Source organism: Micromonospora sp. H33 (assembly GCF_052068455.1).
In the GTDB taxonomy this organism is placed as follows: Bacteria; Actinomycetota; Actinomycetes; order Mycobacteriales; family Micromonosporaceae; genus Micromonospora.
In genome coordinates, this window is record NZ_JBQHDE010000004.1 from 196,671 (window position 1) to 218,191 (window position 21,521).

Consider the following 21,521-nt stretch of genomic DNA (forward strand, 5'->3'; position numbering starts at 1 on the left):
AGACCTGGAGCTGACCCATGTCCCAGCCGCCAGTCAATCCCTATCCTTCCCAGCCGGGCAGCGGCGCACCGTACGGCTCGCAGCCGGGCGCCTACCCGCCCCCGCAGCAGCCCGGCGGCTACCCGGCACCCCAGCAACCCGCTGGGTACCCGGCACCCCAGCAGCCCGGCGCGTACCCGGCACCCCAGCAGCCCGGCGGGTACCCGCCGCCGCAGTCGGCCGGCGGCTTCCCGCCGCCCGTGTCGGGCGCGCCCGGCCAGCCGTTCGGCGCGGTGCCGCCGCCGCCGAAGAAGCGGTCGGCCGGCAAGATCCTGCTGATCGTGTTCGCGGCCGTGCTGGTGCTCTGCCTGGGCGGGGCCGCGGTCGCTTTCTTCGCCGTCAAGGACGAGGTCAAGGACACCGTCGACGCCACAAAGATCCGGGTCGTCGAGCCGGAGACGCTCGCCGGCCGGCCGAAGGTCACCGATGCCAACCTCCAGGGCATCAGCCAGCAACTGGAGACCGAGCTGAACAAGTCCCTCCCGGACGCCACCAGCACCGTCGGGGCCTTCTACGGCGACCCCGCCAAGCAGGACCTGGTGATGGTGGCGGCCGCCTCCGGGCTCAACACCGACCCGGCGAAGACCCTCGAGGAGACGATCACCGGTGCCCGGCAGAGCGACGTCAAGGTCGGCGAGATGTCCTCGGTCGACCCGGGGCCGCTCGGCGGGGAGGCCAGGTGCGGCGACGCCAAGGCCGCCGACGTTCCGATCGGCGTCTGCGTCTGGAGCGACAAGGGCAGCGTCGGCATGATCATGATCTACTTCAAGACCGGCGCGGACGTGCAGAAGGAACTGGTCACCATGCGCGGCCAGATCGAGCAGAAGTCCTGACGATCGACCCGAACGACGACCGGGCCCCGTCCACCTCCAGGTGGGCGGGGCCCGGCGCGTCAGCGCCTCAGCCCTGAACGGCGGGTTCGGGCGTCAGCCCTGGGCGGCGGCGCGTTCGGCGGCGCTGCGCAGGACGCAGAACTCGTTGCCCTCCGGGTCGGCGAGCACGACCCAGCCCGAGCCGTCCGGGCGGACGTGATCGGCGACCTGCGTCGCGCCGATGGCGAGCAGCCGCTTCACCTCCTCGGCCCGGGTCCGGTCGGCCGGTTCGAGGTCGAGGTGGAGGCGGTTCTTCACCTGCTTGCCCTCCGGCACTGCCAGGAAGAGCACCTCCGGTCCGCCCTCGGGAAGGAGCATGGCCTCGGGGTCACCGGGGAAATCGTCCGGCTGGCGGGGGCAGTCGAAGACCTGAGCCCAGAAGCCGGCCAGGGCGTACGTGTCGCGGCAGTCGATGCTGATGTTGTGGATGCGTGCGCTCACTCTGGTTCCTTTGTCGTGGACGCCGCCCGGCGCGCTGTGCAGCCGGACCGGCGTGGGGATCGAGTCGACGGACGACTCCGTTGATCCGTGGACGCACGGGTCGCTCGACGTCGAGAGGTGATGGCCCCGCGTGAGTGAGCGTCAGCCTACGAGGCGGGGCGCGGACAGCATGACGGTGAACATCGACGCACCCCCCTCCCTCATCGGGCTGACCGCATGATCCTCACATCGCCGCCGAGCGATCGCAACCCCCGGGCGGCACGGCCCCCGGTCGGCGTCACAGGGTCGCGTCGGGGTCCGGCCCGACGTCCGCCGCCGGGAGCGTCACCGTCACCTCCAGGCCGCCGCCCGGCTGGGCGACGGCGTTGACCGTGCCGCCGTGCGCGTCGCAGACGGCCCGCACGATGGAGAGCCCGAGACCGGAGCCCCGGGCGCCGGTCCGCTCCCGGCCACCCCGGCGGAACGGCTCGAACAGCCCCGGCACGTCGGCCTGGTCCACCTCGAAGCCGGTGTTCCCCACCACCAGCCAGGACCGCCGGCCGTCCGACCCGGTCCGCACCCAGAGCCGGCCGTGCAGGTGGTTGTAGCGGACCGCGTTCTCGATGAGGTTGCCGGCGAGCCGGTCGAGGAGCCCGGGGTCACCGACCACCGGCGCCGACTCCAGCGAGGTCTGCACCCGCAGGCCGATGCGCTCCACCTCCCGGCGTACCGCCGACAGGGCGTTGGCGGTGCCGGCGGCCAGGTCGCACTCCGTCCGGCGGGCGAGGCGGCGGCCGGCCTGGGCCTCGCTGCGGGCCAGCACCAGCAACGCGTCGACCAGCCCGTTCGCGCGTTCGGAGGCGTCCCGGACCACGGTGGCCATCCGGCGGTACTCGGCGGCGTCCGCCTCGTCGTCGCTGAGCGTCACGTCGATCTCGGTACGCATGACGGCGAGCGGGGTCCGCAGCTCGTGCGAGGCGTTGGCGACGAACCGCTTCTGCGCCTCGAAGGCGGCGCCGATGCGGTCCAGCATCGCGTCGAAGGTCTGCGCCAGCTCGGCCACCTCGTCGTCCGCCCCCGAGTACCCGATGCGCTGGTCGAGGGTGGTCTCGCCGAGCCGCCGGGCGGTGGCGGTCACCTGGTGCAGCGGACGCAGCGCCCGGCCGGCGACCGCGTACGCTCCGGCCACGCCGACGACGCCGATCGCGAGCAGTGCGGCGAGGCCCTTGGCCAGCAGTTCGCGGCTGGCCGCGTCGACCAGTTGCCGCTGCCACTGCGCGGCGTCCAGGGAGCGGCCGTCGGCCAGCACCACCGTGGTCCCGGGGAGCAGCTCGTCGGTGGGGCGCAGCGCGTCACGGACCAGCAGCCACGCCAGCAGCACCAGGATGGCGCCGGCGCCCACCAGCAGGACGCCGTTGAGCAGCGTGAGGCGCAGCCGCAGGGTGGGCCGCAGCCGGCGGCTGCGGGTCATGACGCCGCCTCGGCGACGCGGTAGCCCGCGCCGACGACGGTTTCGATCAGCGGCGGATCGCCGAGCTTCTTCCGCAGCGTCATCACGGTGACCCGGACGATGGTGGTGAACGGGTCGGTGTTGGCGTCCCAGACCCGTTCCAGCAGCTCCTCGCTGGAGACCACGGCACCGCGCGCCTTGAGCAGTTCGCACAGGACGCCGAACTCCTTGTTGGTCAGGTCGACCGGCACGCCGCCCCGGGTGGCCACCCGGCGGGCCGGGTCGAGCACCAGGTCGGCCACCGCCAGCACCGGCGGGGCGGCGGGGGTGGCGCGCCGGCCCAGCGCCTGCACCCGGGCGACCAGCTCGTCGAAGGCGAACGGCTTGGGCAGGTAGTCGTCGGCGCCCAGCTGCAACCCCTCGACGCGGTCCGCGACCGTGCCGCTCGCGGTCAGCATCAGCACCCGGGTCAGCGCACCCGAGGCGGCCAGCTCGGCGCAGATCTGGTCACCGTGCATGCCGGGCAGGTCCCGGTCGAGCACCACCACGTCGTACCGCGTGACGAAGGCCATCTCGTGGCCGCTGTCGCCGTCGTACGCGACGTCCACCGCCATGCCGCGCTTGCGCAACCCGCGTGCGATCGCGTCGGCGAGGTTGCGCTCGTCCTCGACCACCAGTATCCGCATCCCGGCCTCCTCGCGCCTGACTCCCGACAACCTAGTGCCGGCCGCCAAGCCCGGGTCCGCGCCGGTCGCTGTTGCAGAAAACCTTCGGCGTACGCGATGCTGCCGGCACCGAGTTACGAAACGGGGTGCCATGAGCGACCGGGCGGGACGGGACGTCGCCTACCGCGGCTTCCGCTTCCCGGCGGACCTGCGCCTCGGCACCGCCACCGGGCTGCGCGGGACGGACCGGGGGCTGGTGCTCGACGGCGGGGCCGACCGCGTGACACACCGCCACCCGGACGGCCAGGTGGGACGGTACGCCGTCGGGAGCTGGACCTCGCCACCGGTGCCGGCCGGATTCGCCGTCCGCGAGGTGGTGCCCTCGTGGACGGCGGACACCCCCGGCGACGGCTGGCTCCGGATCGAGCTGCGCGCCTGGCACGACGGCGCCCCGGCCACCGGGTGGTACGTGCTGGCCGAGTGGGCCGCCGACGACCACGCCGTCCGCCGCACCTCGATCCCCGGGCAGCGGGACGCCGTCGCCACCGTGGACACCGACACCCTGGTGCTGTCCACCGCGGCGACGGGTTGGCAGGTCCGGGTGACGCTGCTCCGGCCCGACGACGCGACGAGCGGCCCGGTCCTGCGTACCGTCGGCGCGGTCGCGACCGGCCCGGTGCCCCGGCCGGACGACGGCCGCCCGGCGCCGGGTGGGACGGACAGCTCCGGCGCGGCCTGGGGCACCGTGCTGGACGTGCCCCGGTACTCCCAGCGCGTCCACGCCGGCGCGCACCCACAGTGGGCCGGCGGCGGGGACTCCTGGTGCAGTCCCACCTGCACGTCGATGGTCCTCGCGTACTGGGGCGCGGAACCGGCGCCGGAACGCTACGCGTGGGTGAGGCCACCCGGTCCCCGGCCGGTGGTGGTGCACGCCGCCCGGCACTGCTTCGACCACGCGTACGCGGGCGCCGGGAACTGGCCGTTCAACACCGCGTACGCGGGGGTGCACGGGATGGACGCGTTCGTCACCCGGCTCCGCTCGCTGGCCGAGGCGGAGGTGTTCGTCGCCGCCGGCATTCCGCTGATCGTCTCGGCCTCGTTCCGCGCCGGCGAGGTGCCCGGGCTGCACTACGACACCGCCGGGCACCTCATGGTGCTGGTCGGGTTCACCGCCGACGGCGACCCGGTGCTCAACGACCCGTACGCCCCGGACGACGAGGGCGTGCGGCGCACCGTCGACCGTGACGCGTTCGCCCGGGCCTGGCAGGCCGGCAGCGGTGGGGTGGCGTACGTCGTCCGCCCGCCCGGGGTGCCGCTGCCGGCACCACCGACCCAGGCCAACTGGTAGGTCAGCGGCGCAGCCGCCACAGTCCCAGAGACCCGTCGCGCCGCCGGCACAGCAGATCACCGTCGACGCTCTGGCAGTCACCGATCGCCTCGGGCAGCACGTCGAGGATCCGGACCGAGGCCGCCTCCGCGTCCACCTCGGCGACGACGAGACCGCCGGTCGGGCGCGGGCGCACGGCGAGCAGCGGTTCCGCGTTGGTCCACCGGCCGATCAAGTCCCACCGCCCCAGCTCCGCCCGGACGCTGCCGTCGGCCGGGTCGACCAGGACCAGGTCCGAGAATTCGCCGCCGGTGTTGGTGATGGACGTGACGATCAGGTGCCTCCCCTCCGCCCACACCGTGTTCCAGCCTGTCCGGGTCCACAGCGGAGCTCCGGTCCTCGCGTCCAGCCCCGCCAGGACGTCCGACCGGGTCTGGGCGCAGACGACGTGCCCGCACTCCATCACGTAGACGACGTCCGGCACGGTCGCCTGCCAGCGTCGGTCCAGCCGGTCCAACCCGTACGCGGTCACCAGCGCGCCGTCGACAGTGACCAGCAGGTCCGCGAGAACCTGCGTCGCGGAACCGAACGTGCTCTCGGGGACGGGCAGGTCGGCGGCGGTCAGGATCCGACCGCTGCCGGCGTCGCGCACCTCGACCCGTCCCCCCGGCGTGTTCAGCACCACCCGGTCGATCTCCCCGCCGGTGGCCCGGTACGTGGGACCTCCGGCGGCGACAACGACCTGCCAGCGCAGCGTTCCGCAGCACGGGTCCACGGCACGCACCGTCCCGCTGCGGTCCTCGCCCAAGACCTCCAGGAGCAGGCCACCGCCCGCCGTGGCCACGGCGGAACCCGGCTGCTGCCAGCGGTACGCCCCGGTCCGCGCGTCCACCGCCAAGGTCCGGTTGTCGTGGGCCTGCGGGTCGTACCCGGTGACCAGCAGCAGATCGGCCACGGCGGAGACACCCCAGAATTCGCCGGCCACCGGCAATGGCGCCCGCCACGCCACCGGCAGCGGCGCCCGCCACCCCACCTCCCCGACCGGCAGCCGGTACGCCGTGACCGAGCGTGACCCGCCGGGCCGGTCCGACGGATCGACGACGAGCAGGAGCTCACCGGCGATCATCCGGTCGGAACCGAGGCGGAACGGCACGAGGACGACGTCCCGTACCGGCAGTGGAGCCGAGGCGACCAGCGTGACCAGGGCGACCAGCAGCACCGCGAGGAACACCGGGACCCGGCGGGACGGCGGGCGGGCGCGGGCCGGCCGCTCCGGCTGCGCCACGTCCCGCAGTTCGCCCAGGTCGATCAGCGTCATCGGCCCTCCCCTCCCCGTGGCCAGGCGGTCCGGGCGCCTCGGCGACGGAAGCCTATGCGCTCTCCGCCGCCACGGCCCGCAGGGCCGCCCAGGCCAACTGGTCCGTCAGCGACGCAGCCGCCACAGGCCGAAGGAGCCGTCGGGCCGCCGGCACAGCAGATCACCCTCCACCGCGTGGCAGTCGCCGGACGCCTCGAGTAGCACGTCGAGCATCCGGACGGTGGCCGCCGCCGCGTCCAGTTCGGCGACCAGTAGCCCGCCGGCCGGGTGCGGGCGGACGGCGAGCAATGGGCCGTCACCGGGCTCCTGCTGGACGAGCTCCCACTTCCCCAGCTCCCCCCGGACCCGACCGGTGACCGGGTCGAGCACCGACAGGTCGGCCGGTCCGGTGCGCGTACCGTCGACCTGGACGACGACCAGCCAACCACGCGCCGCCCACATCCGGTCCCAGCCCGGAAGGGTCCACAGCGGACGGCCGGTCGCGGGGTCCAGCGCCCACAGGGTCCCGGGCCGCGTCTGACCGCAGATCACCCCGCCGCAGTCCAGCACGTACGCCGCGTCCGGCACCGTCGCCCGCCACCGACGCTCCAGCCGGTCGATCCCGTACGCCGTCATCACCGGAGGCATACCCCCGATCGTCAGCAGCAGGTCCCCCACCACCTGTGTGGAGCGGTACGGCCGGTCGGCGGCGGACCAGAGGTCGGCCGCGGCGAGGACGGCGCCGGTCGCGGCGTCCCGCACCTCGACCCGTCCCCGGGGATCGCTGAGGACCACCCGGTCCGTCCCGGCGGCGGTGAACCGGTAGCCGACCTCTCCCGCCGGCACGTGGACGGTCCACCGAAGCGTGCCGCAGCAGGGGTCGACGGCCCGCAGGGTGCCGGTGCCGTCCCCGCTGAAGTCCTCCAGGAGCAGGCCGCCACCGGCCACCTCCAGCGCCGAGCCGGCCTGCTGCCAGCGGTACGCCCCGGTCTCCGCGTCGAGCGCGAGGGTGACACTCCCCCGGCCGTCGGGCGGCTCGTCGTACCCGCTGATCAGCAACAGGTCCCCCTGAGCGGACAGTCCCCAGAACCGGCCGTCCACCGGCAGCGGCGCCCGCCACGCCGGATCGCCGCCGGGCAGCCGGTACGCCGCCACCGACCGTGGCGTCCGGTCCCGGTTGAGCGGGTCCACGACGAGCAGCAGGTTCCCGGCGACGAGCCGGTCGACCCCCAGCCGGGCCGGTACGACGACGGCGACCCGGCCGGGCGGCGGGGTCGCGGCGGCCAGCGTGAGCAGGGCGAGCAGCAGCACCGCGAGGAAATTCGGCAGCCGGTTGGCGGCCGGCCGGGACCGGCGGGCGGGCGGCTCCGGGTCCTCGGCGTCACGCAGCTCACCCAGGTCGATCAGGGTCATCCGGCACCCCCTCCCGGCAGCCGTCCGCGCCGGATCCCCGGCCGCCGGCTCGCTGCTGGCGATGGAAGCGTATGCGCAGCAGGTCCGTCCAGTCCGCCCCGTCCGGCAGGTCACCCCGGCACGGGCCGCGCCACTCGACGGGGCGGCGCAGATCACCGTCCGGCAAACCGGCCGTGGGCGTACGGGGACGGCAAATCCGGCGGATCCCACCTGTACGATGGCGCGTCGTGGCTGTGCCGGTGGTTGATCCCTCATTGAAGACCGTTCCCGAGCCCGTTGCGGCGCAGTCGTCGCGCGGGGCCCGGTGGCGTCCCGCCCGCGCCGACGTGCTGGCCGTCGGCGTCTACGTCGGGCTCGGCGTCCTGGTCTGCCTCAACTACTGGGTGGACGTACAGAACCGGGTGTCCTCCCACCTGCCGACCGACCACAGTTGGTTCGAGTGGCTCTTCGCGCACGGCGCATACTCCGTCCGGCACCTGGAGAACCCGCTCTTCACCAGCCGCCAGAACGCCCCGGACGGCGTGAACATGATGGCGAACACGTCGCTGCTCGGGGTGACCCTGCCGCTGGCGCCACTGACCATGCTGGTCGGCCCCCAGGTGATGTACGCGCTCTACCTCGGTGCCGCGCTCGCGGCCACCGCCGCCACGTCGTACTGGGTGCTGTCGCGGCATCTGGTGCGGTCGCGGGCGGCGGCGTTCGTCGGTGGCGCGTTCCTCGGCTTCGCGCCCGGCATCGTGCACCACGCCAACGGCCAGCCGAACTTCGTCTCCAACTTCCTGCTCCCGCTGATCGTGCTTCGGGTGATGCGGTTGGGCGAGCCGGGCCGCTGGCGGCGCAACGGCGTCGTGCTCGGCCTGCTGGTCGCGTACCAGATCTTCATCAACGAGGAGATGCTGCTGCTGACCGCCCTGGCGTGCCTGGTCGTCGTCGTCGCGTACGCGGCGATGCGGCCCCGGGCCGCATGGCGGCAGGCCGGCGCCTTCGCTGCCGCGCTCGGCGTCGGCGGTGGGCTGGCGCTGCTGCTCACCGCGTACCCGATCTGGTTCCAGTTCAACGGCCCGCAGTCCTACCGGGGCCTTCAGGGCGGGGTCTTCCACAACTGGGGCGAGGACCTGAAGGCCTTCGTCACCTTCCCGCGCGACACGATCGCCGGTGACGAGGCGGTGGAGCAGACGATCGGGCTGACCGAACAGAACACCTGGTTCGGCTGGCCGCTGGTGGTGCTGGCGGTGGTGGCCCTGGTGCTGCTGGTCGCCCGGTCCCTGGTCGCCCGCATCCTGGCCGTGCTGACGGTCCTCTTCACGGTGGCGTCGCTCGGCCCGAAGATCCGCTTCGACGGCGTCGAGACCGCCACCGACGGCCCGTGGGCCTACATCCCGGACGACGTGCCGCTGGTCGAGATGATGATGCCGACCCGGCTGAGCCTGGTGGTGGTGGCCGCCGTCGGCGTCCTGCTCGCCCTGGCCTGGGACGTGCTGTCCGGCGCCGGCCGCCCGCCGGTGCCCGCCCCGCGCACCGGCGAGAACACCCCGCCGGTGCGACGGCGCTGGCTGCGCCCGGTCGGGTACGCGGCCATCGCGCTCGCCGTCCTGCCGCTGATCCCGCGCCCGCTGCCCGCCCAGCCGGTGGAGCCGCCGCCGCACTTCATCACCGCGGGCGGCTGGCGCCCGTACGTGCCGGAGGGCCGGACGCTGGTGCCGGTGCCGATCCCGAGCAACGTGCACGGCCTGCCCACGCTGCGCTGGAGCGCGCTGACCCAGCAGGCGTTCCCCGTCCCCGGCGGCTACTTCATCGGGCCCAACGAGAAGGGTGAGGGCGTGTTCGGCGCGCCGAACCGCCCGACCAGCACGCTCGTCTACGCAACGATGGACCGGAACGCGACACCGAACATCACCGAGGAGCACCGCCGCCAGGCGGTCGAGGACCTGCGGTTCTGGCGGGCGTCGGTGGTGGTGCTCGCCGCCCACCCCCGGGAGGCGGTGCTGCGCGACCTGATGACCGCCCTGCTGGGCGCGCCCCAGCGGGTCGACGACGTCTGGCTCTGGGACGTCCGCTCTCTGGTGGGGTGAGCGGCGGCGTCAGCCCACCAGCGGGCGGACGTCCCACACCCACGCGCCGCCGACCTCCCGGCCGGGCCCGAGCAGCGCGTCGACCGTACGGCGGACCGGGTCGCCGAGGTGCAGTCCACCCTGGACCACGACGGCGGCGCGCCAGTGCCGCAGGTCCTCGACCGCCTGTCGCCGCTCGACGTCCGTCACGGTCGGCACCTCGCCGGTCTCGGCGACCCGGCGCAGCAACACCGACGTGGGTCGGTCCGGGGCGCCCCAGCGGGCGGTCGGGTCGTCCGCCGTGCTCGGGCCGATGAAGAACCCGCCCGGCGCGTCGAAGGCCAGTCCGGTGCGCGCCGACCAGAGCATCCCCGGGCTCGCCGCGGCACCGGTCACCGGCGGCACGGGCACCACGGTCCAGCCGGGGGGCACGTACGCCCGCCACCCGCCGTCGGCGACGAAGGCCGGCACCGGCCAGACCGGCACGGTCCGGATCGGTGTGGGGACCAGTGGAAGCAGGGCGGCCGCGACCGCACCGCCCCAGAGCAGCCGCACCGGCAGTGCGGGCCGCCCAGGCGCGCCGGGCCGCTCAGGCACTGCGGGCCGCTCAGGCGCGGGCTGCTCAGGCGCGGCGGGCTGCTCGGGCGCGCCGGGCCGCTCGGGCGCGGCGGTGGCCGCGAGGACCCGATCGGTCGCGAGGGCGAGCAGGATGCCGAGCACCGGCACGCAGACCAGCGCGAGGCGGGCGGGCACCGCCAGGTCGAGCAGGGGCACGCCGCCGAGCAGCCGGTACGGCCCGGGCAGCCCGGTCGGCGCGCCGTCGAGGCGTACCTCGGCACCGAGCGACAGCAGCGCGAACAGCGCGGCGCAGGCGGCGAGGGCCCGGACCAGCGGCCGGCGCCGGAGCCAGACGACGGCGACCACGGCGAGGATCAGCAGGCCCGGCCCGAAGAAGGAGTTCTCCTCGGTGGGGTTGGGGGCGAGCAGCCCGGGCAGGTATTCGTCGCCGAGGACCGTCTGCCGGGCCGAGGCGGTGTAGGAGGCGAGGTCCAGCTGGAACGTGTCGGCGTGGAAGGGCATCCCCCGGTAGTGGCCCGCGCCGGCGAACTGGAACCACAGCGGGTACGCCAGCAGCGGCGACGCCACCGCCAGGCCCACGCCGAGCCGGCCGAGCAGGGCGGGCGCCGCGGCACGCGCCGCCGCCGGATCCGCGACGGCGTAGGCGAGCACGAACACCCCGGCGGCGAGCGCGAGGAAGAGCAGCACCTCCTCGCCCAGGAAGGCCTGGTACGCGACGAGGAGGCCGAGCCACACCCCGGGCCGCACGACGCGGCGGCCGTCGGCGGGGAACACCGCCGCCAGGATCGCCGGTACCAGGAGCTGGGCCGCCATGTGCAGGTGCGCGCCGGACTGGGCGATCATGCCGGGGGCGAAGCCGCAGACCAGACCGCCCAGCGCCGCCGCCACCCGGGAGTCGACGAACCGGCGGCGCAGCAGCACGTACCAGGCGGCCGCGGTGCCGGCGAGGCAGACCGCCACCGCCACCAGGAACGCCGCCTGCGACCCGAAGAGGAGGGTGACCGGGGTCAGCGGCACTCCGAGCCCCAGCACCGAGGTGTTGGCCATCAGGTTGACGCCGTCCGGGACGTTGAGCGCCGTGGCGTACAGCGGGTTCTCGCCGTCGACCACCGCCCGGGCCGCCCGGGCGAGCATCCACTCGAACAGGATCTGGTCGCCGGCCTGGTGGAACAGCCGGTCCGGTCGGCCCCACTGCCGGGTCGTGAGCAGCGCCGCGAGGGTGACGTACCCGGCGACCACCAGGGCGTCCGGGGCCCACGCGGGCAGCCGGGTACGTCCGTCCGGTCGGGTGCCGGCCGTGGTGCGGACCGACATCAGGCCGCCGGGTCGGTCAGGGCGCGGACGTCCCAGACCCAGACGTCGAGCTCCTGGCGGCCGGGGCCGACCAGCTGCTCGACGGTCTGGCGCAGCGGCTCCGCGTGGTGCTGGTCCACCGGGAGCACCAGGATCGCCGCCCGCCAGTGCCGCAGGTCGTCCAGCGAGCGCCGGCGTTGCCGGTCGTCCAGCTTGGGCGTCCGTCCGGTGGTGGCAACCTCCTCCAGCAGCTGCCCCATCCCGCTGGGCCGGCCGCCGAAGCGGCCCGGGTCGCCGGTGTTGCCGTTGCGCGGGGCCAGGAAGTAGCCACCGGGGATCTTGAAGTCGAGGTTGGTCGCGGCGGCCCAGCGCATGCCGTGGGTGTTGCCCATGCTCGGCACCGGGATCGGCACCAGCGTCTGGTCCGGCCCGACGTAGCCGCGCCACCGATCGGCGGTGATGAAGTCGGGCACCGCCGGGCGCGACGTCACCCGCAGCGGCATGGGCGCGATCGGCAGCAGCGCGAGGACCAGCCCGGCGACGGTGAGCGTCCGAAGGGTACGCCGTTCCACCGGCAGCGCCCGGGAGCGCTCGACGGCGACCGCGAGCAGCAGCCCGACCACCACGGTCGTGATGAGCCCGAACCGGGTCGGCACGACCGCGTCGAGCAGCGGCAGGCGGACCAGCCACTCCCAGGGCCCGACGACGATCTCCCGGTCCCACCACGAGACCCGCTCCCCGAGGGACAGCACCGCGAAGAACACCCCGGTCACCGCGAGCGCCCGGACCACCACCTCGTGGCGCAGCCACAGCACGATACCGACGGCGACGAGGGCGAGGCTCCACCCGAAGAAGGCGTTCTCCTCCGAGTAGTTCGGGGCGAGGTTGACGTTGGCCCGCTCGTTGCCACCGAGGGTCGGCGACCCCTGGGCGACGAAGGCGGCGATGTCGTTGCCGTAGTCGCGTACCGCGTCACTCAGCCCGTGGTACGCCATCGGCCCGGCGAACTGGACGTACAGCGGGTACGCCAGCAGCGACCCCGCCACGACGGTGCAGGTCGCGAGCGCCTTCACCAGTGGACGCCAGGCCGCCGACCACAGCGCCGGGCGCTGGGCCACCACCGCGAGCAGGAACACCCCGCAGGCCAGCGCCGTGAAGAGCAGGATCTCCTCGTTGATGAACGCCTGGACGGTCACCAGCAGGGCCAGCAGCGCTCCGTCGCGGTACGGGCGGTGCGAACGGGTGATGACCAGCACCCGCCACACGATGAACGGCAGCAGGAACTGGCTGATGATGTTGGGGTGCCAGTTGGCGTGCGACAGCATCGCCGGCGAGAACCCGCAGAACCAGCCGCCGACCGCCGCCGCCAGGCGACTGTGGACGACGTGCCGGGAGAGCACGACGTACCAGGCGGTGGCGGTGCCGGCGAGAGCGAGCGTCACCAGCAGCACGAAGGTCACCGCCGGGCCGAACAGCAGCGTCACCGGCACCATCGGGATGCCCAGCGCGAGGATGGCCGTGTTGGCCATCAGGTTGACCCCGTCCGGGTAGTTGAACTGCTCGGTGAAGAACGGGAACTCGCCGTGCAGCACCACGCGGACCGAGTGGGCCAGGAAGAACTGCACCTGGGCCGGGTCGCTGCTGTAGAGCGCGGCCACCCGGCCGGTCGGGTCGGCCCAGATCCGGCTGGTCACCCACAGCGCGGCGAGCAGGAACCCGCCGACCACCGCGAGGTGCTGCCGTCGAGGTGTCCACCGCGGCAGCCGACGGAGCAGGGGGACGCCGGAGGCGGGCGTCCGCGCCGGCGCGGTCACCGAGGGCGTACGTCCGTTCACCGTCGCGCCGTCGGCGACGGCCACGCCGTCCACGTCGACGGCGAGTGGATCGGAGCCGGCCGGGGCGGCGGTTTCCCGGTCGGATTCGGCGCGGGTGTCGGCAGGCGTCACAGTCGGCGGAGTCTACCCGAGCGGGTAAATCACACCAAAGTCACCGGAGGGTCCCATGTGGGTGGTGAACGGGTCCGCAGCGGCATCTCGTACTATGGCGCTTCGCAGACGACGGCCGAGGCGAACGAGGGGGCGTACAGGTGGCTCCAGCTCGCCGGCCCGGCAGGACGGCCACCGCCCTGCTGACCCTGGTGACGACCGTGACCGCCTGCGGGCCGGTCGCCGACCGGCAGCCGGGAGACCTGCGGGCGGGGTACGACAGCCGGGACGGCTCGCTCACCGTCTGGCCGGCGCGGGGCGCCCTCGCCGGGAACGCGGAGGTGACGGCGGCCGTGACCGCGACGGTCCGCGACTGGCGGTCGCCCATCGACGACCGGGTGCACCTGCCCTCCTCCGGCATCCTCTGGGCCGGTGAGGTCGAGGGTGCGCCGCTGGCCCTGGTCGCCGCGAGCGTGCCCGGCGAGAGCGCCTCCTGGCTGCTTCAGGTCACCGCGCCCGATGGGCGGTACGCGGTCACCCACGCCACCGAGTACACCGATCCCGGCTACCTGGTCTACTCCGACGTACTGCCGGTGCGCACCGCCGACGGGCGGCGCTACCTGGTGTCCGCCCGGGTCCAGCGGGTGCTCGGCCCGGACGGCCGCGCCCTCACGATCGCTGACGGCCTGAGCGCGCCGGTCGCCGTGCCGGCCTGCGCCGCGGTGCCGGTGACCGCCACCCTGCGCGCCACCGAGTCCCTGCCCCGGGGCCGGGCCACGGACCGGCTCCTCGACCTCGGCACCGGCACGGAGGCCCCGCGGTACCCGCTCATGCGCGACGAGGCGGGCTCCGGCCGGCGTGCCCTCGCCGGGCTGGACACCTGCGCGCTGGCCGGCGAGGAGGGCCCGTTCGGCAGCGTCCGGCGGCGGGTCGGCGACCGGGAGTCCCGGGACTCGGTGCCGGCGTCCTGGCCGATGGCGAAGCTGGCCGTCCGCACCGTGGGCGAGGTCGCGGTCGGCGGCGGCCAGCCGGGTGAGGTGCAGCAGCTCACCTGGGAGACGGCCGACGGCACGATGACGGCGGTGGTGTACCGGCCGGCCGGTGGAGGCACGCCGGTGGCGTCACGCGCCGACCGGGCCGCGCCGTTGCAGGCGTACGTGCTGCCGCTGCCCGGGCAGCCGCTGGCCGTGCTGACCTGGCGGTCGAACCGGGAGACCTCGCTGTCGGTCCCCCCGGGCACGCCGCGCCTGGTCGACCGCCCCGGCCTGGCCGTCCTCCCGCTGGGCGCGGACCGCCTGACGATCAGCCTGGCCACCGCCGACAAAACCCACTACCGCTCCCTGACCGCCCCGTAATCCCGCGATCCCCCGGCCTCTCCCCCGCGATCTTGCACTTCGTGCCCGGTCAAACCAGGGCATCCCTCGCGTAACGAGGGCCACAAGTGCAAGATCGACGAGGGGCAGGTGCCGGTGCCCCTGGAGACGGCGACGGCGGGCGGCCCCGGGTTGGGGGCGCCCGCCGTCGGAGTGGGTTACCGGGTCAGTTCTGGGCCCGGGCGTCGTCCGTGACGATTGGCTCGACGGGCTCGGCGTCGAGGCGGGAGATCCAGCCGGTGACGTCGCGGGCCACGTCCTGCGCGGTCAGGCCGAGGTCGGCGAGGATCTGCGCGCGGGTGCCGTGCGGGTGCCAGCCGGCCGGTACGCCGAGGTCCTTCAGCGGCACCCGGACGTCGGCGTCCCGCATGGCCTGGGCGAGCGCGTCCCCGACGCCACCCACCCGGACGCCGTCCTCGACGGTGACCACGAGCCGGTGCCCGGCCGCCAGCTCGACCAGCTCGGCCGGGACCGGCCGGACCCAGCGCGGGTCGACCACGGTGACGCCGTAGCCCTGCTCGGCGACCCGGGCGGCGACCTCCATGCCGAGCTGGCCGAAGGAGCCGACCGCGACGAACAGCACGTCGGTGCGCGCCGACTCGGCGAGCACGTCGACCGGCCCGACCCGGCGCAGCGCCGGCAGGTCGGCGGCGACGGCGCCGGTCGGGAAGCGGACGATGGTCGGCCCGTCGTCGACGGCGACCGCCTCGCGCAGCTCCTCACGGAGCGTGGCGGCGTCCCGGGGGGCGGCGATGCGCAGGCCCGGCACCGCACCGAAGACGGACATGTCCCAGATGCCGTAGTGGCTCGGCCCGTCCGGGCCGGTGATCCCGGCGCGGTCGAGGACGAAGGTCACCGGCAGCTTGTGCATCGCCACGTCCAGCAGGACCTGGTCGAACGCCCGGTTCAGGAACGTCGCGTACACCGCGACCACCGGGTGCAGGCCGCCCATCGCGAGGCCGGCGGCCGAGGTGGCGGCGTGCTGCTCGGCGATGCCCACGTCGTACACCCGCTCCGGGTGCTTGCGGGCGAGCTTGGCGATGCCGGTCGGCTCGGCCATCGCGGCGGTGATGCCCACCACGTCGGGCCGCTCGTCGGCGATCGCCACCAGCTCCTCGGCGAACACGTGGGTCCACTTCACCGACGGCGCGGCGACGAGCTGCCCCGTCTCGACGTCGAAGGCCCCAGGGCCGTGCAGGCAGTCGGCCTCGTCCTCCTCGGCCGGCCGGTAGCCGTAGCCCTTGCGGGTGACCGCGTGCACGATCACCGGGCCGCCAAAGTTCTTCGCGGCGCGCAGCGCCCCCTCGACGGCCGCGACGTCGTGCCCGTCGACCGGGCCGACGTACTTGATGCCGAGGTCCTCGAACATCGCCTGCGGGGCGACCGCGTCCTTGATGCCCTTCTTGACCGCGTGCAGCACCTCGTACATCGGCTTGCCGACCAGCGGGGTCGAGCCGAGGGCCTCCTTGACGGTGTCGAGCACCTTCTCGTAGCCGGGATTGAGCCGCAGCGAGGAGAGGTGGTCGGCGAGGCCGCCGATGGTCGGCGAGTACGACCGGCCGTTGTCGTTGACCACGATCACGAGGGGGTTGCCGGCGGTGGCGATGTTGTTCAGCGCCTCCCAGCACATGCCGCCGGTCAGCGCGCCGTCGCCGACCATGGCGACCACCGCGCGCGACTCGCCGCGCAGGGCGTACGCCTTGGCGAGACCGTCGGCGTACGACAGGGCGGTGGAGGCGTGCGAGTTCTCGATCAGGTCGTGCTCGCTCTCGGCCTGGTTCGGGTAGCCGGAGAGCCCGCCGCGCTGGCGCAGCTTGTCGAAGCCGGCCTGCCGGCCGGTGAGGATCTTGTGCACGTACGCCTGGTGGCCGGTGTCGAACAGGAGCCGGTCCCGGGGGGAGTCGAAGACCCGGTGCAGCGCGAGGGTCAGCTCCACCACACCCAGGTTCGGGCCGATGTGCCCGCCGGTGCGGGAAACCTTGGCGACCAGGAAGTCACGGATCTCGGCGGCGAGGATGCCCACCTGCTCGGTGGACATCCGCTTGACGTCCTGCGGACCCTTCACGGCGGCCAGCAGCCCGGCGTGGTGGGCCGTGTCCTGTTCAACACTCATGACCGGAGAGTCTATCGGCCGCGCGACACTCCGCAGCTCGGCCCGGATCGTCGCAGGCCGGCGCGGGACACGGCGAGGTCCGGTGGGCACCGCCCTGAGCGCCCGGTCAGGTGCGCACCCGCAGCCGGCGAGGTGGCCGGACCGGGTCGGCGCCGTACGCGGGGCCAGTGGGCGTCCAGGAGCCCAGCACAGCGGCCCGGGTGGCGCCGGTCACCGACGGCAGCGCGCCGGGCAGCCCGTGCCAGGAGAGCCAGCCCAGGAGGGCGAAGGCGTACGCCTCCTTCGCCTGCGCCGGCACACCCAGCTCGTCGGTGGTGCGCAGCCGCCACCGGCCCGCGGCGAGCTCGGCCAGCCGGAACATCAGTGTGGGATTGCGCACGCCGCCGCCCGCGGCGACGACCTCGGTGACCCGGTGCCGGGCGCACTCGGCAGCGACCGTCGCGGCGGTCAGCACGGTCAACGTGGCCAGCAGGTCCTCGACCGGCACCGGTTCGCCGAGGGCGGCGAGCCGGTCGTCCAGGTAGCCGGCGTGGAACAGCTCCTTGCCGGTCGACTTCGGCGGTGGCGCCGCATAGTAGGGCTCGGCGAGCAGCAGGTCCAGCAGGCCGGTGTGCACGCGCCCGGCCGCCGCCACGGCGCCGTCGAGATCGCACGGGCGGCCGAGGAAGCGGCGGGCGGCCGCGTCGAGCAGCGCGTTGGCGGGCCCCACGTCGTACCCGAGGACGGGCGCGCCCGGTGCGACCACCGTGAGGTTCGCGATACCGCCCAGGTTGAGGGCCGCGCGCGGGGCGCCGGCGGTCTCGTCCAGCAGCAGGGCGTCGAAGGCCGGCACCAGCGGCGCGCCCTGACCACCGGCCGCGACGTCCGCCGAGCGCAGGTCGCTGAGCACGGGTACGCCCACCCGGGCGGCCACCCGCGCCGGCGCGCCCAGCTGGAGGGTGCCCCGGACCACGCCGCGCTCGACCCAGTGGAAGACCGTCTGCCCGGGCGACACGACCGCGTCCACGGCGCCGCCGGCCAGCTCGATGCCGACCGCCGCCGCCTCGGCGAAGACCTCGCCGAGCCGGTTGTCCAGCCGGCAGACCGCCTCGATGGTGGTGGCCGCCGGCGGCAGCAGCGCCCCGATCTCGGCCCGCAACCCGTCGTCGTAGTCGATGCCCCGGTGCCCGAGCGGTGTCAGCCAGAGCGTGTCCCCGTCGAGCGTGAACTCGGCGGCGGCCACGTCCACCCCGTCGTAGGAGGTCCCGGACATCAGCCCGACGATCTTCATCGGGCCAGGTTAGCGGGGCGAGGCCCCGCGGCCCCAGCCCCTCGCCCGCCCGCCAGACCGACTCAGCCGGACGGCAGCAGCAGCCCCACCAGCTCGACGTGCTGCGTCATCGGGAACAGGTCGAAGCCGCGCAGGTCGGCCAGCCGCCAGCCCAGCTCGGTGAAGGTGCGCACGTCCCGGGCGAAGGCGGCCGGGTCGCAGGCCACGTACGCCACGGCGCGCGGGCCGGCGTCGGCCACCGCCCGCACCACCCGGGCCCCCGCCCCGGACCGCGGCGGGTCGAGCACCACCAGGTCCACCGGACCGGTGACCCGCCGGCGGGCCAGCACGGCCTCGACCCGGCCCGGCACGATCCCGACCTGGCGCAGGTCGCGCAGGTTCTCCCGGGCCGCGGCGACCCCCGCCGGGGCGGCCTCGACCAGGGTGACCCGCCCGGCCTCGCCGACCGGTCCGGCCAGCGCCGCGGCGAACAGACCGGCACCGCCGTACAGGTCCCAGGCCGTCTCGCCCGGCCGCGGCGCGAGCTGCGCCAGGACCGCGTCGACCAGGGTGTCGGCCGCCGCCGGGTGGACCTGCCAGAACGACGACGCGGGCACCGTCCACCGACGGCCGACGGCGTGCTCGCGGACCCGCTCCGGCCCGCTCACCGGCCGCGGCACCCCGCCGGCGAGAGCGGTCACCACCACGTCCCCACCGGTCGAGGCGACCGTCTCGACGGCGTCCGCGTCCGGCCACCGGGCACCGGTGGGCGTGAGCACCGGCAACGTCTGGATCAACGGGTGGGCGATCAGGCACCGATCGATCGGCACCACCTCGTGCGAGCGGTGCTTGAGCAGGCCGGCGCGGCCGGCGGCGTCGACCGCGTACCGGACCCGGGAGCGCCAGCCCAGCGGCCCGCCCGGCAGCGACTCGACCCGGACGCCCAGCGTGTCCAGCTCCGCGTCGGTCAACCCGCCGAGGCGGCTGAGCTGCTCGCGGACCACCGCCGCCTTCCAGTCGAGCTGGGCCTCCGGCGCCACGTGCTGGAGGTCGCAGCCGCCGCAGCGGCCGGGCTTCGCGTACCGGCAGGGCTGCTCGACCCGCTCCGGCGCCGCCTCCAGCACCGTCACCGCGTCGGCCCGGACGAACCCGCGGTGCACCTCGGTGACCTCGGCCACCACGCGTTCCCCGGGCAACGCGTGCCGGACGAACACCACCTGGCCGTCGACGCGGGCGACGCAGTGGCCACCGGGCGCCACGGCCCCGACGGTCAGCTCGACCCGCTCGGCCTCCTCCAGCCCCCGGCCCTCGCCCGTCACCGGCCGCCCTCGCCGGCTGACGTGTCGCCGCCGCCCGCGCGGCCGGAGCTCTCCCCGGGCGGCGCGGAGACCACCGGCGGGACGCTCGGCGGCAGGGTGCCGCGCGGCGCGACGCGGGGCCCACGGGCCGGGCCACGGCTGAGCGTGGCGTCGAGCCGGTCCAGGTTCTTGCTCGCGGTCGAGGCGAGCTGCCACGGCACGCTGGTGACCATCACACCCGGCTCGAAGAGCAGCCGCCCCTTGAGCCGCAGCGCGCTCTGGTTGTGCAGCAGGTTCTCCCACCAGCGGCCGACGACGTACTCGGGAATGAAGACGGTGACCACGTCGCGGGGCGACTCCCGGCGGACGCCGGCCACGTAGTTGAGGATCGGCCGGGTGATCTCCCGGTACGGCGAGTCGATCACGGTCAGCGGCGCCGGCACGTCCCGCCGTTCCCACTCGGCCTGCAACTGCCGGGTGTCCTTGTCGTCGACGTTGACCGTCACCGCGGTGATCGTGTCGGGCCGGGTGGCCTTCGCGTACGCCAGCGCCCGCAGGGTCGGCTGGTGCAGCTTGCTGACCAGCACGATCGCGTGGTTGCGGGCGGGCAGCACCGGCCGCCCCTCGTCCGGACTCAGCTCGACCGCGACGCGGTCGTAGTGCCGGCGGATGGCCAGCATCAGCCCGTAGATGACCGCCATCGCCGCGATCGCAATCCAGGCGCCGAGCAGGAACTTGGTGACCAGCACAATCACCAGGACGGCGCCGGTCATCGCCATGCCGAACGTGTTGATCGCCCTGCTCCGCACCATCCGCCGGCGTGCCTCCGGGTCGCGCTCCGTCTTCAGGTGCCGGTTCCAGTGCCGGATCATGCCGGCCTGGGAGAAGGTGAACGACACGAAGACGCCGACGATGTAGAGCTGGATAAGCCGGGTGACCTCGGCCTGGAAGCCGACGATCAGCACGATCGCGAAGACGGCCAGGAAGACGATGCCGTTGGAGAAGGCGAGCCGGTCACCGCGGGTGTGCAGCTGCCGGGGCAGGTAGCGGTCCTGGGCGAGGATCGACCCGAGCACCGGGAACCCGTTGAACGCGGTGTTCGCGGCCAGGAAGAGGATCAGGGCGGTGGCCCCGGCCACCACGTACAGCAGCACCGACCCGGAGCCGAAGACCGTCTCGCCGAGCTGGGTGGTCACGGTCTTCTGCACGTACCCCTCGGGGCCGGACACGATCTGCAGCGCCGGGTCCTCGACGAACTGGAGGCCGGTCAGGCGGGACAGCCAGATGATCCCGACCAGCATGCTGACCGCGATGGTGCCGAGCAGCAGCAGCGTGGTGGCCGCGTTGCGGCTCTTCGGCGCCTTGAACGCGGGCACCCCGTTGGAGATGGCCTCCACACCGGTGAGCGCGGCGCAGCCGGACGAGAAGGTACGCATCAGGAGGAACACGAGCGCGAAGCCGGTCACGCTGTGCTCGGCCTGGATGACCAGGTCGGCGCTCGGCGCGCGCAGGTCGTCACCCAGCACGAAGATCCGGATCAGGCCGGTCAGGAGCATCGCGCCGATCACGATGACGAAGCCGTACGTCGGGATCGCGAAGGCCGTGCCCGACTCCCGGAGGCCGCGCAGGTTCACCGCGGTGAGCAGCACCACCGCCGTGACCGCGATGCCCACCTTGTGGGTCGCCACGAACGGCACGACCGAGCCCAGGTTGGCCACCCCGGAGGAGACCGAGACCGCCACGGTCAGGACGTAGTCGACCAGCAGCGCGCTGGCCACCCCGACGCCGGCGCGCGGCCCGAGGTTGACCGTCGCCACCTCGTAGTCGCCGCCGCCGGACGGGTACGCGTGCACGTTCTGCCGGTAGCTCGCCACCACGGTCAGCATCACCACGACGACCGCGAGGGCGATCCACGGCGAGAAGAGGTACGCCGACGCGCCCGCGATGGAGAGCGTCAGCAGGATCTCGTCCGGCGCGTACGCGACGCTGGAGAGGGCGTCGGAGGCGAAGACCGGCAGGGCGATGCGCTTGGGCAGGAGGGTGTGCTGGAGGCGGTCGGACCGGAACGGTCGACCGAGGAGCAGCCGCTTCAGCAGCGAGGTGGGTCTGGCCACAACCGCCAAGCGTACGGCCACGCGCACCGCCGCCGCAGGGGTG

15 protein-coding genes are annotated in these 21,521 nt (G+C 74.4%); 4 read left to right on the plus strand and 11 right to left on the minus strand.

The window, feature by feature from the left end; genetic code table 11:
- Positions 1 to 17: 17 nt before the first annotated feature.
- Positions 18 to 872: a hypothetical protein gene (locus ACTMS0_RS12725; RefSeq protein WP_441155348.1), complete on the plus strand. Its 855-nt coding sequence runs from the start codon at positions 18 to 20 to the stop codon at positions 870 to 872.
- Between the two features lie 93 nt (positions 873 to 965).
- Here the strand turns inward: ACTMS0_RS12725 and ACTMS0_RS12730 are convergent, their stop codons facing one another.
- The 3 genes from ACTMS0_RS12730 to ACTMS0_RS12740 all read right to left on the minus strand — a co-directional run bounded on the left by ACTMS0_RS12730 (position 966) and on the right by ACTMS0_RS12740 (position 3,467).
- Positions 966 to 1,352 carry a VOC family protein gene (locus tag ACTMS0_RS12730; protein WP_441155349.1) on the minus strand — a complete coding sequence of 129 codons (387 nt, stop codon included), beginning with the start codon at positions 1,350 to 1,352 and terminating at the stop codon, positions 966 to 968.
- A gap of 277 nt (positions 1,353 to 1,629) precedes the next feature.
- Entirely contained in the window at positions 1,630 to 2,802 is a 1,173-nt protein-coding gene (locus ACTMS0_RS12735) for a sensor histidine kinase (RefSeq protein ID WP_441155350.1), read from the minus strand.
- Positions 2,799 to 3,467 carry a response regulator transcription factor gene (locus ACTMS0_RS12740; protein WP_441155351.1) on the minus strand — a complete coding sequence of 223 codons (669 nt, stop codon included), beginning with the start codon at positions 3,465 to 3,467 and terminating at the stop codon, positions 2,799 to 2,801. Before ACTMS0_RS12740 ends, ACTMS0_RS12735 begins: the two co-directional genes overlap by 4 nt.
- A 130-nt stretch (positions 3,468 to 3,597) precedes the next feature.
- Here ACTMS0_RS12740 and ACTMS0_RS12745 point away from each other — a divergent pair, with 130 nt between their 5' ends.
- Positions 3,598 to 4,794, plus strand: a complete 1,197-nt coding sequence (locus ACTMS0_RS12745; protein WP_441155352.1) for a peptidase C39 family protein — start codon at positions 3,598 to 3,600, stop codon at positions 4,792 to 4,794.
- A 1-nt stretch (position 4,795) separates the two neighbouring features.
- On the opposite strand, the gene ACTMS0_RS12750 is transcribed toward ACTMS0_RS12745, so the two are convergent.
- A complete protein-coding gene (locus ACTMS0_RS12750; RefSeq protein ID WP_441155353.1) occupies positions 4,796 to 6,091 on the minus strand; it encodes an outer membrane protein assembly factor BamB family protein in 1,296 nt (431 codons plus the stop codon).
- Positions 6,092 to 6,196: 105 nt separating this feature from the next.
- Positions 6,197 to 7,483: an outer membrane protein assembly factor BamB family protein gene (locus tag ACTMS0_RS12755; RefSeq protein WP_441155354.1), complete on the minus strand. Its 1,287-nt coding sequence runs from the start codon at positions 7,481 to 7,483 to the stop codon at positions 6,197 to 6,199.
- A gap of 227 nt (positions 7,484 to 7,710) precedes the next feature.
- Here ACTMS0_RS12755 and ACTMS0_RS12760 point away from each other — a divergent pair, with 227 nt between their 5' ends.
- Positions 7,711 to 9,555, plus strand: coding sequence for a hypothetical protein (locus ACTMS0_RS12760; protein ID WP_441155355.1), 1,845 nt, complete (start codon positions 7,711 to 7,713; stop codon positions 9,553 to 9,555).
- Positions 9,556 to 9,564: 9 nt separating this feature from the next.
- Here ACTMS0_RS12760 and ACTMS0_RS12765 read toward each other — a convergent pair whose 3' ends face one another.
- Together ACTMS0_RS12765 and ACTMS0_RS12770 are read right to left on the minus strand one after the other, a co-directional pair.
- Entirely contained in the window at positions 9,565 to 11,427 is a 1,863-nt protein-coding gene (locus ACTMS0_RS12765; RefSeq protein ID WP_441155356.1) for a hypothetical protein, read from the minus strand.
- Complete coding sequence (locus ACTMS0_RS12770; protein WP_441155579.1) at positions 11,427 to 13,220, minus strand: hypothetical protein; 1,794 nt, start codon at positions 13,218 to 13,220, stop codon at positions 11,427 to 11,429. Before ACTMS0_RS12770 ends, ACTMS0_RS12765 begins: the two co-directional genes overlap by 1 nt.
- Before the next feature lie 272 nt (positions 13,221 to 13,492).
- Here ACTMS0_RS12770 and ACTMS0_RS12775 point away from each other — a divergent pair, with 272 nt between their 5' ends.
- Complete coding sequence (locus ACTMS0_RS12775) at positions 13,493 to 14,686, plus strand: hypothetical protein (protein WP_441155357.1); 1,194 nt, start codon at positions 13,493 to 13,495, stop codon at positions 14,684 to 14,686.
- 184 nt (positions 14,687 to 14,870) lie between these two features.
- Here the strand turns inward: ACTMS0_RS12775 and dxs are convergent, their stop codons facing one another.
- From dxs to ACTMS0_RS12795, 4 genes are all read right to left on the minus strand, one after another.
- Positions 14,871 to 16,817 carry a 1-deoxy-D-xylulose-5-phosphate synthase gene (dxs, locus tag ACTMS0_RS12780; protein ID WP_441155358.1) on the minus strand — a complete coding sequence of 649 codons (1,947 nt, stop codon included), beginning with the start codon at positions 16,815 to 16,817 and terminating at the stop codon, positions 14,871 to 14,873.
- Positions 16,818 to 16,923: 106 nt separating this feature from the next.
- Positions 16,924 to 18,087, minus strand: a complete 1,164-nt coding sequence (locus ACTMS0_RS12785) for an anhydro-N-acetylmuramic acid kinase (RefSeq protein WP_441155359.1) — start codon at positions 18,085 to 18,087, stop codon at positions 16,924 to 16,926.
- 62 nt (positions 18,088 to 18,149) lie between these two features.
- Positions 18,150 to 19,385: a class I SAM-dependent RNA methyltransferase gene (locus tag ACTMS0_RS12790; RefSeq protein ID WP_441155360.1), complete on the minus strand. Its 1,236-nt coding sequence runs from the start codon at positions 19,383 to 19,385 to the stop codon at positions 18,150 to 18,152.
- Complete coding sequence (locus ACTMS0_RS12795; protein ID WP_441155361.1) at positions 19,382 to 21,478, minus strand: APC family permease; 2,097 nt, start codon at positions 21,476 to 21,478, stop codon at positions 19,382 to 19,384. Before ACTMS0_RS12795 ends, ACTMS0_RS12790 begins: the two co-directional genes overlap by 4 nt.
- Positions 21,479 to 21,521 lie beyond the last annotated feature (43 nt).

Bases quoted from the DNA above. Each gene is read 5' to 3' on its own strand.
- ACTMS0_RS12725 (WP_441155348.1), top strand. From the start codon at position 18: ATGTCCCAGCCGCCAGTCAATCCCTATCCTTCCCAGCCGGGCAGCGGC.
- ACTMS0_RS12735 (WP_441155350.1), bottom strand. From the start codon at position 2,802: ATGACCCGCAGCCGCCGGCTGCGGCCCACCCTGCGGCTGCGCCTCACG.
- ACTMS0_RS12740 (WP_441155351.1), bottom strand. From the start codon at position 3,467: ATGCGGATACTGGTGGTCGAGGACGAGCGCAACCTCGCCGACGCGATC.
- ACTMS0_RS12745 (WP_441155352.1), top strand. From the start codon at position 3,598: ATGAGCGACCGGGCGGGACGGGACGTCGCCTACCGCGGCTTCCGCTTC.
- ACTMS0_RS12750 (WP_441155353.1), bottom strand. From the start codon at position 6,091: ATGACGCTGATCGACCTGGGCGAACTGCGGGACGTGGCGCAGCCGGAG.
- ACTMS0_RS12755 (WP_441155354.1), bottom strand. From the start codon at position 7,483: ATGACCCTGATCGACCTGGGTGAGCTGCGTGACGCCGAGGACCCGGAG.
- ACTMS0_RS12765 (WP_441155356.1), bottom strand. From the start codon at position 11,427: ATGTCGGTCCGCACCACGGCCGGCACCCGACCGGACGGACGTACCCGG.
- dxs (WP_441155358.1), bottom strand. From the start codon at position 16,817: ATGAGTGTTGAACAGGACACGGCCCACCACGCCGGGCTGCTGGCCGCC.
- ACTMS0_RS12785 (WP_441155359.1), bottom strand. From the start codon at position 18,087: ATGAAGATCGTCGGGCTGATGTCCGGGACCTCCTACGACGGGGTGGAC.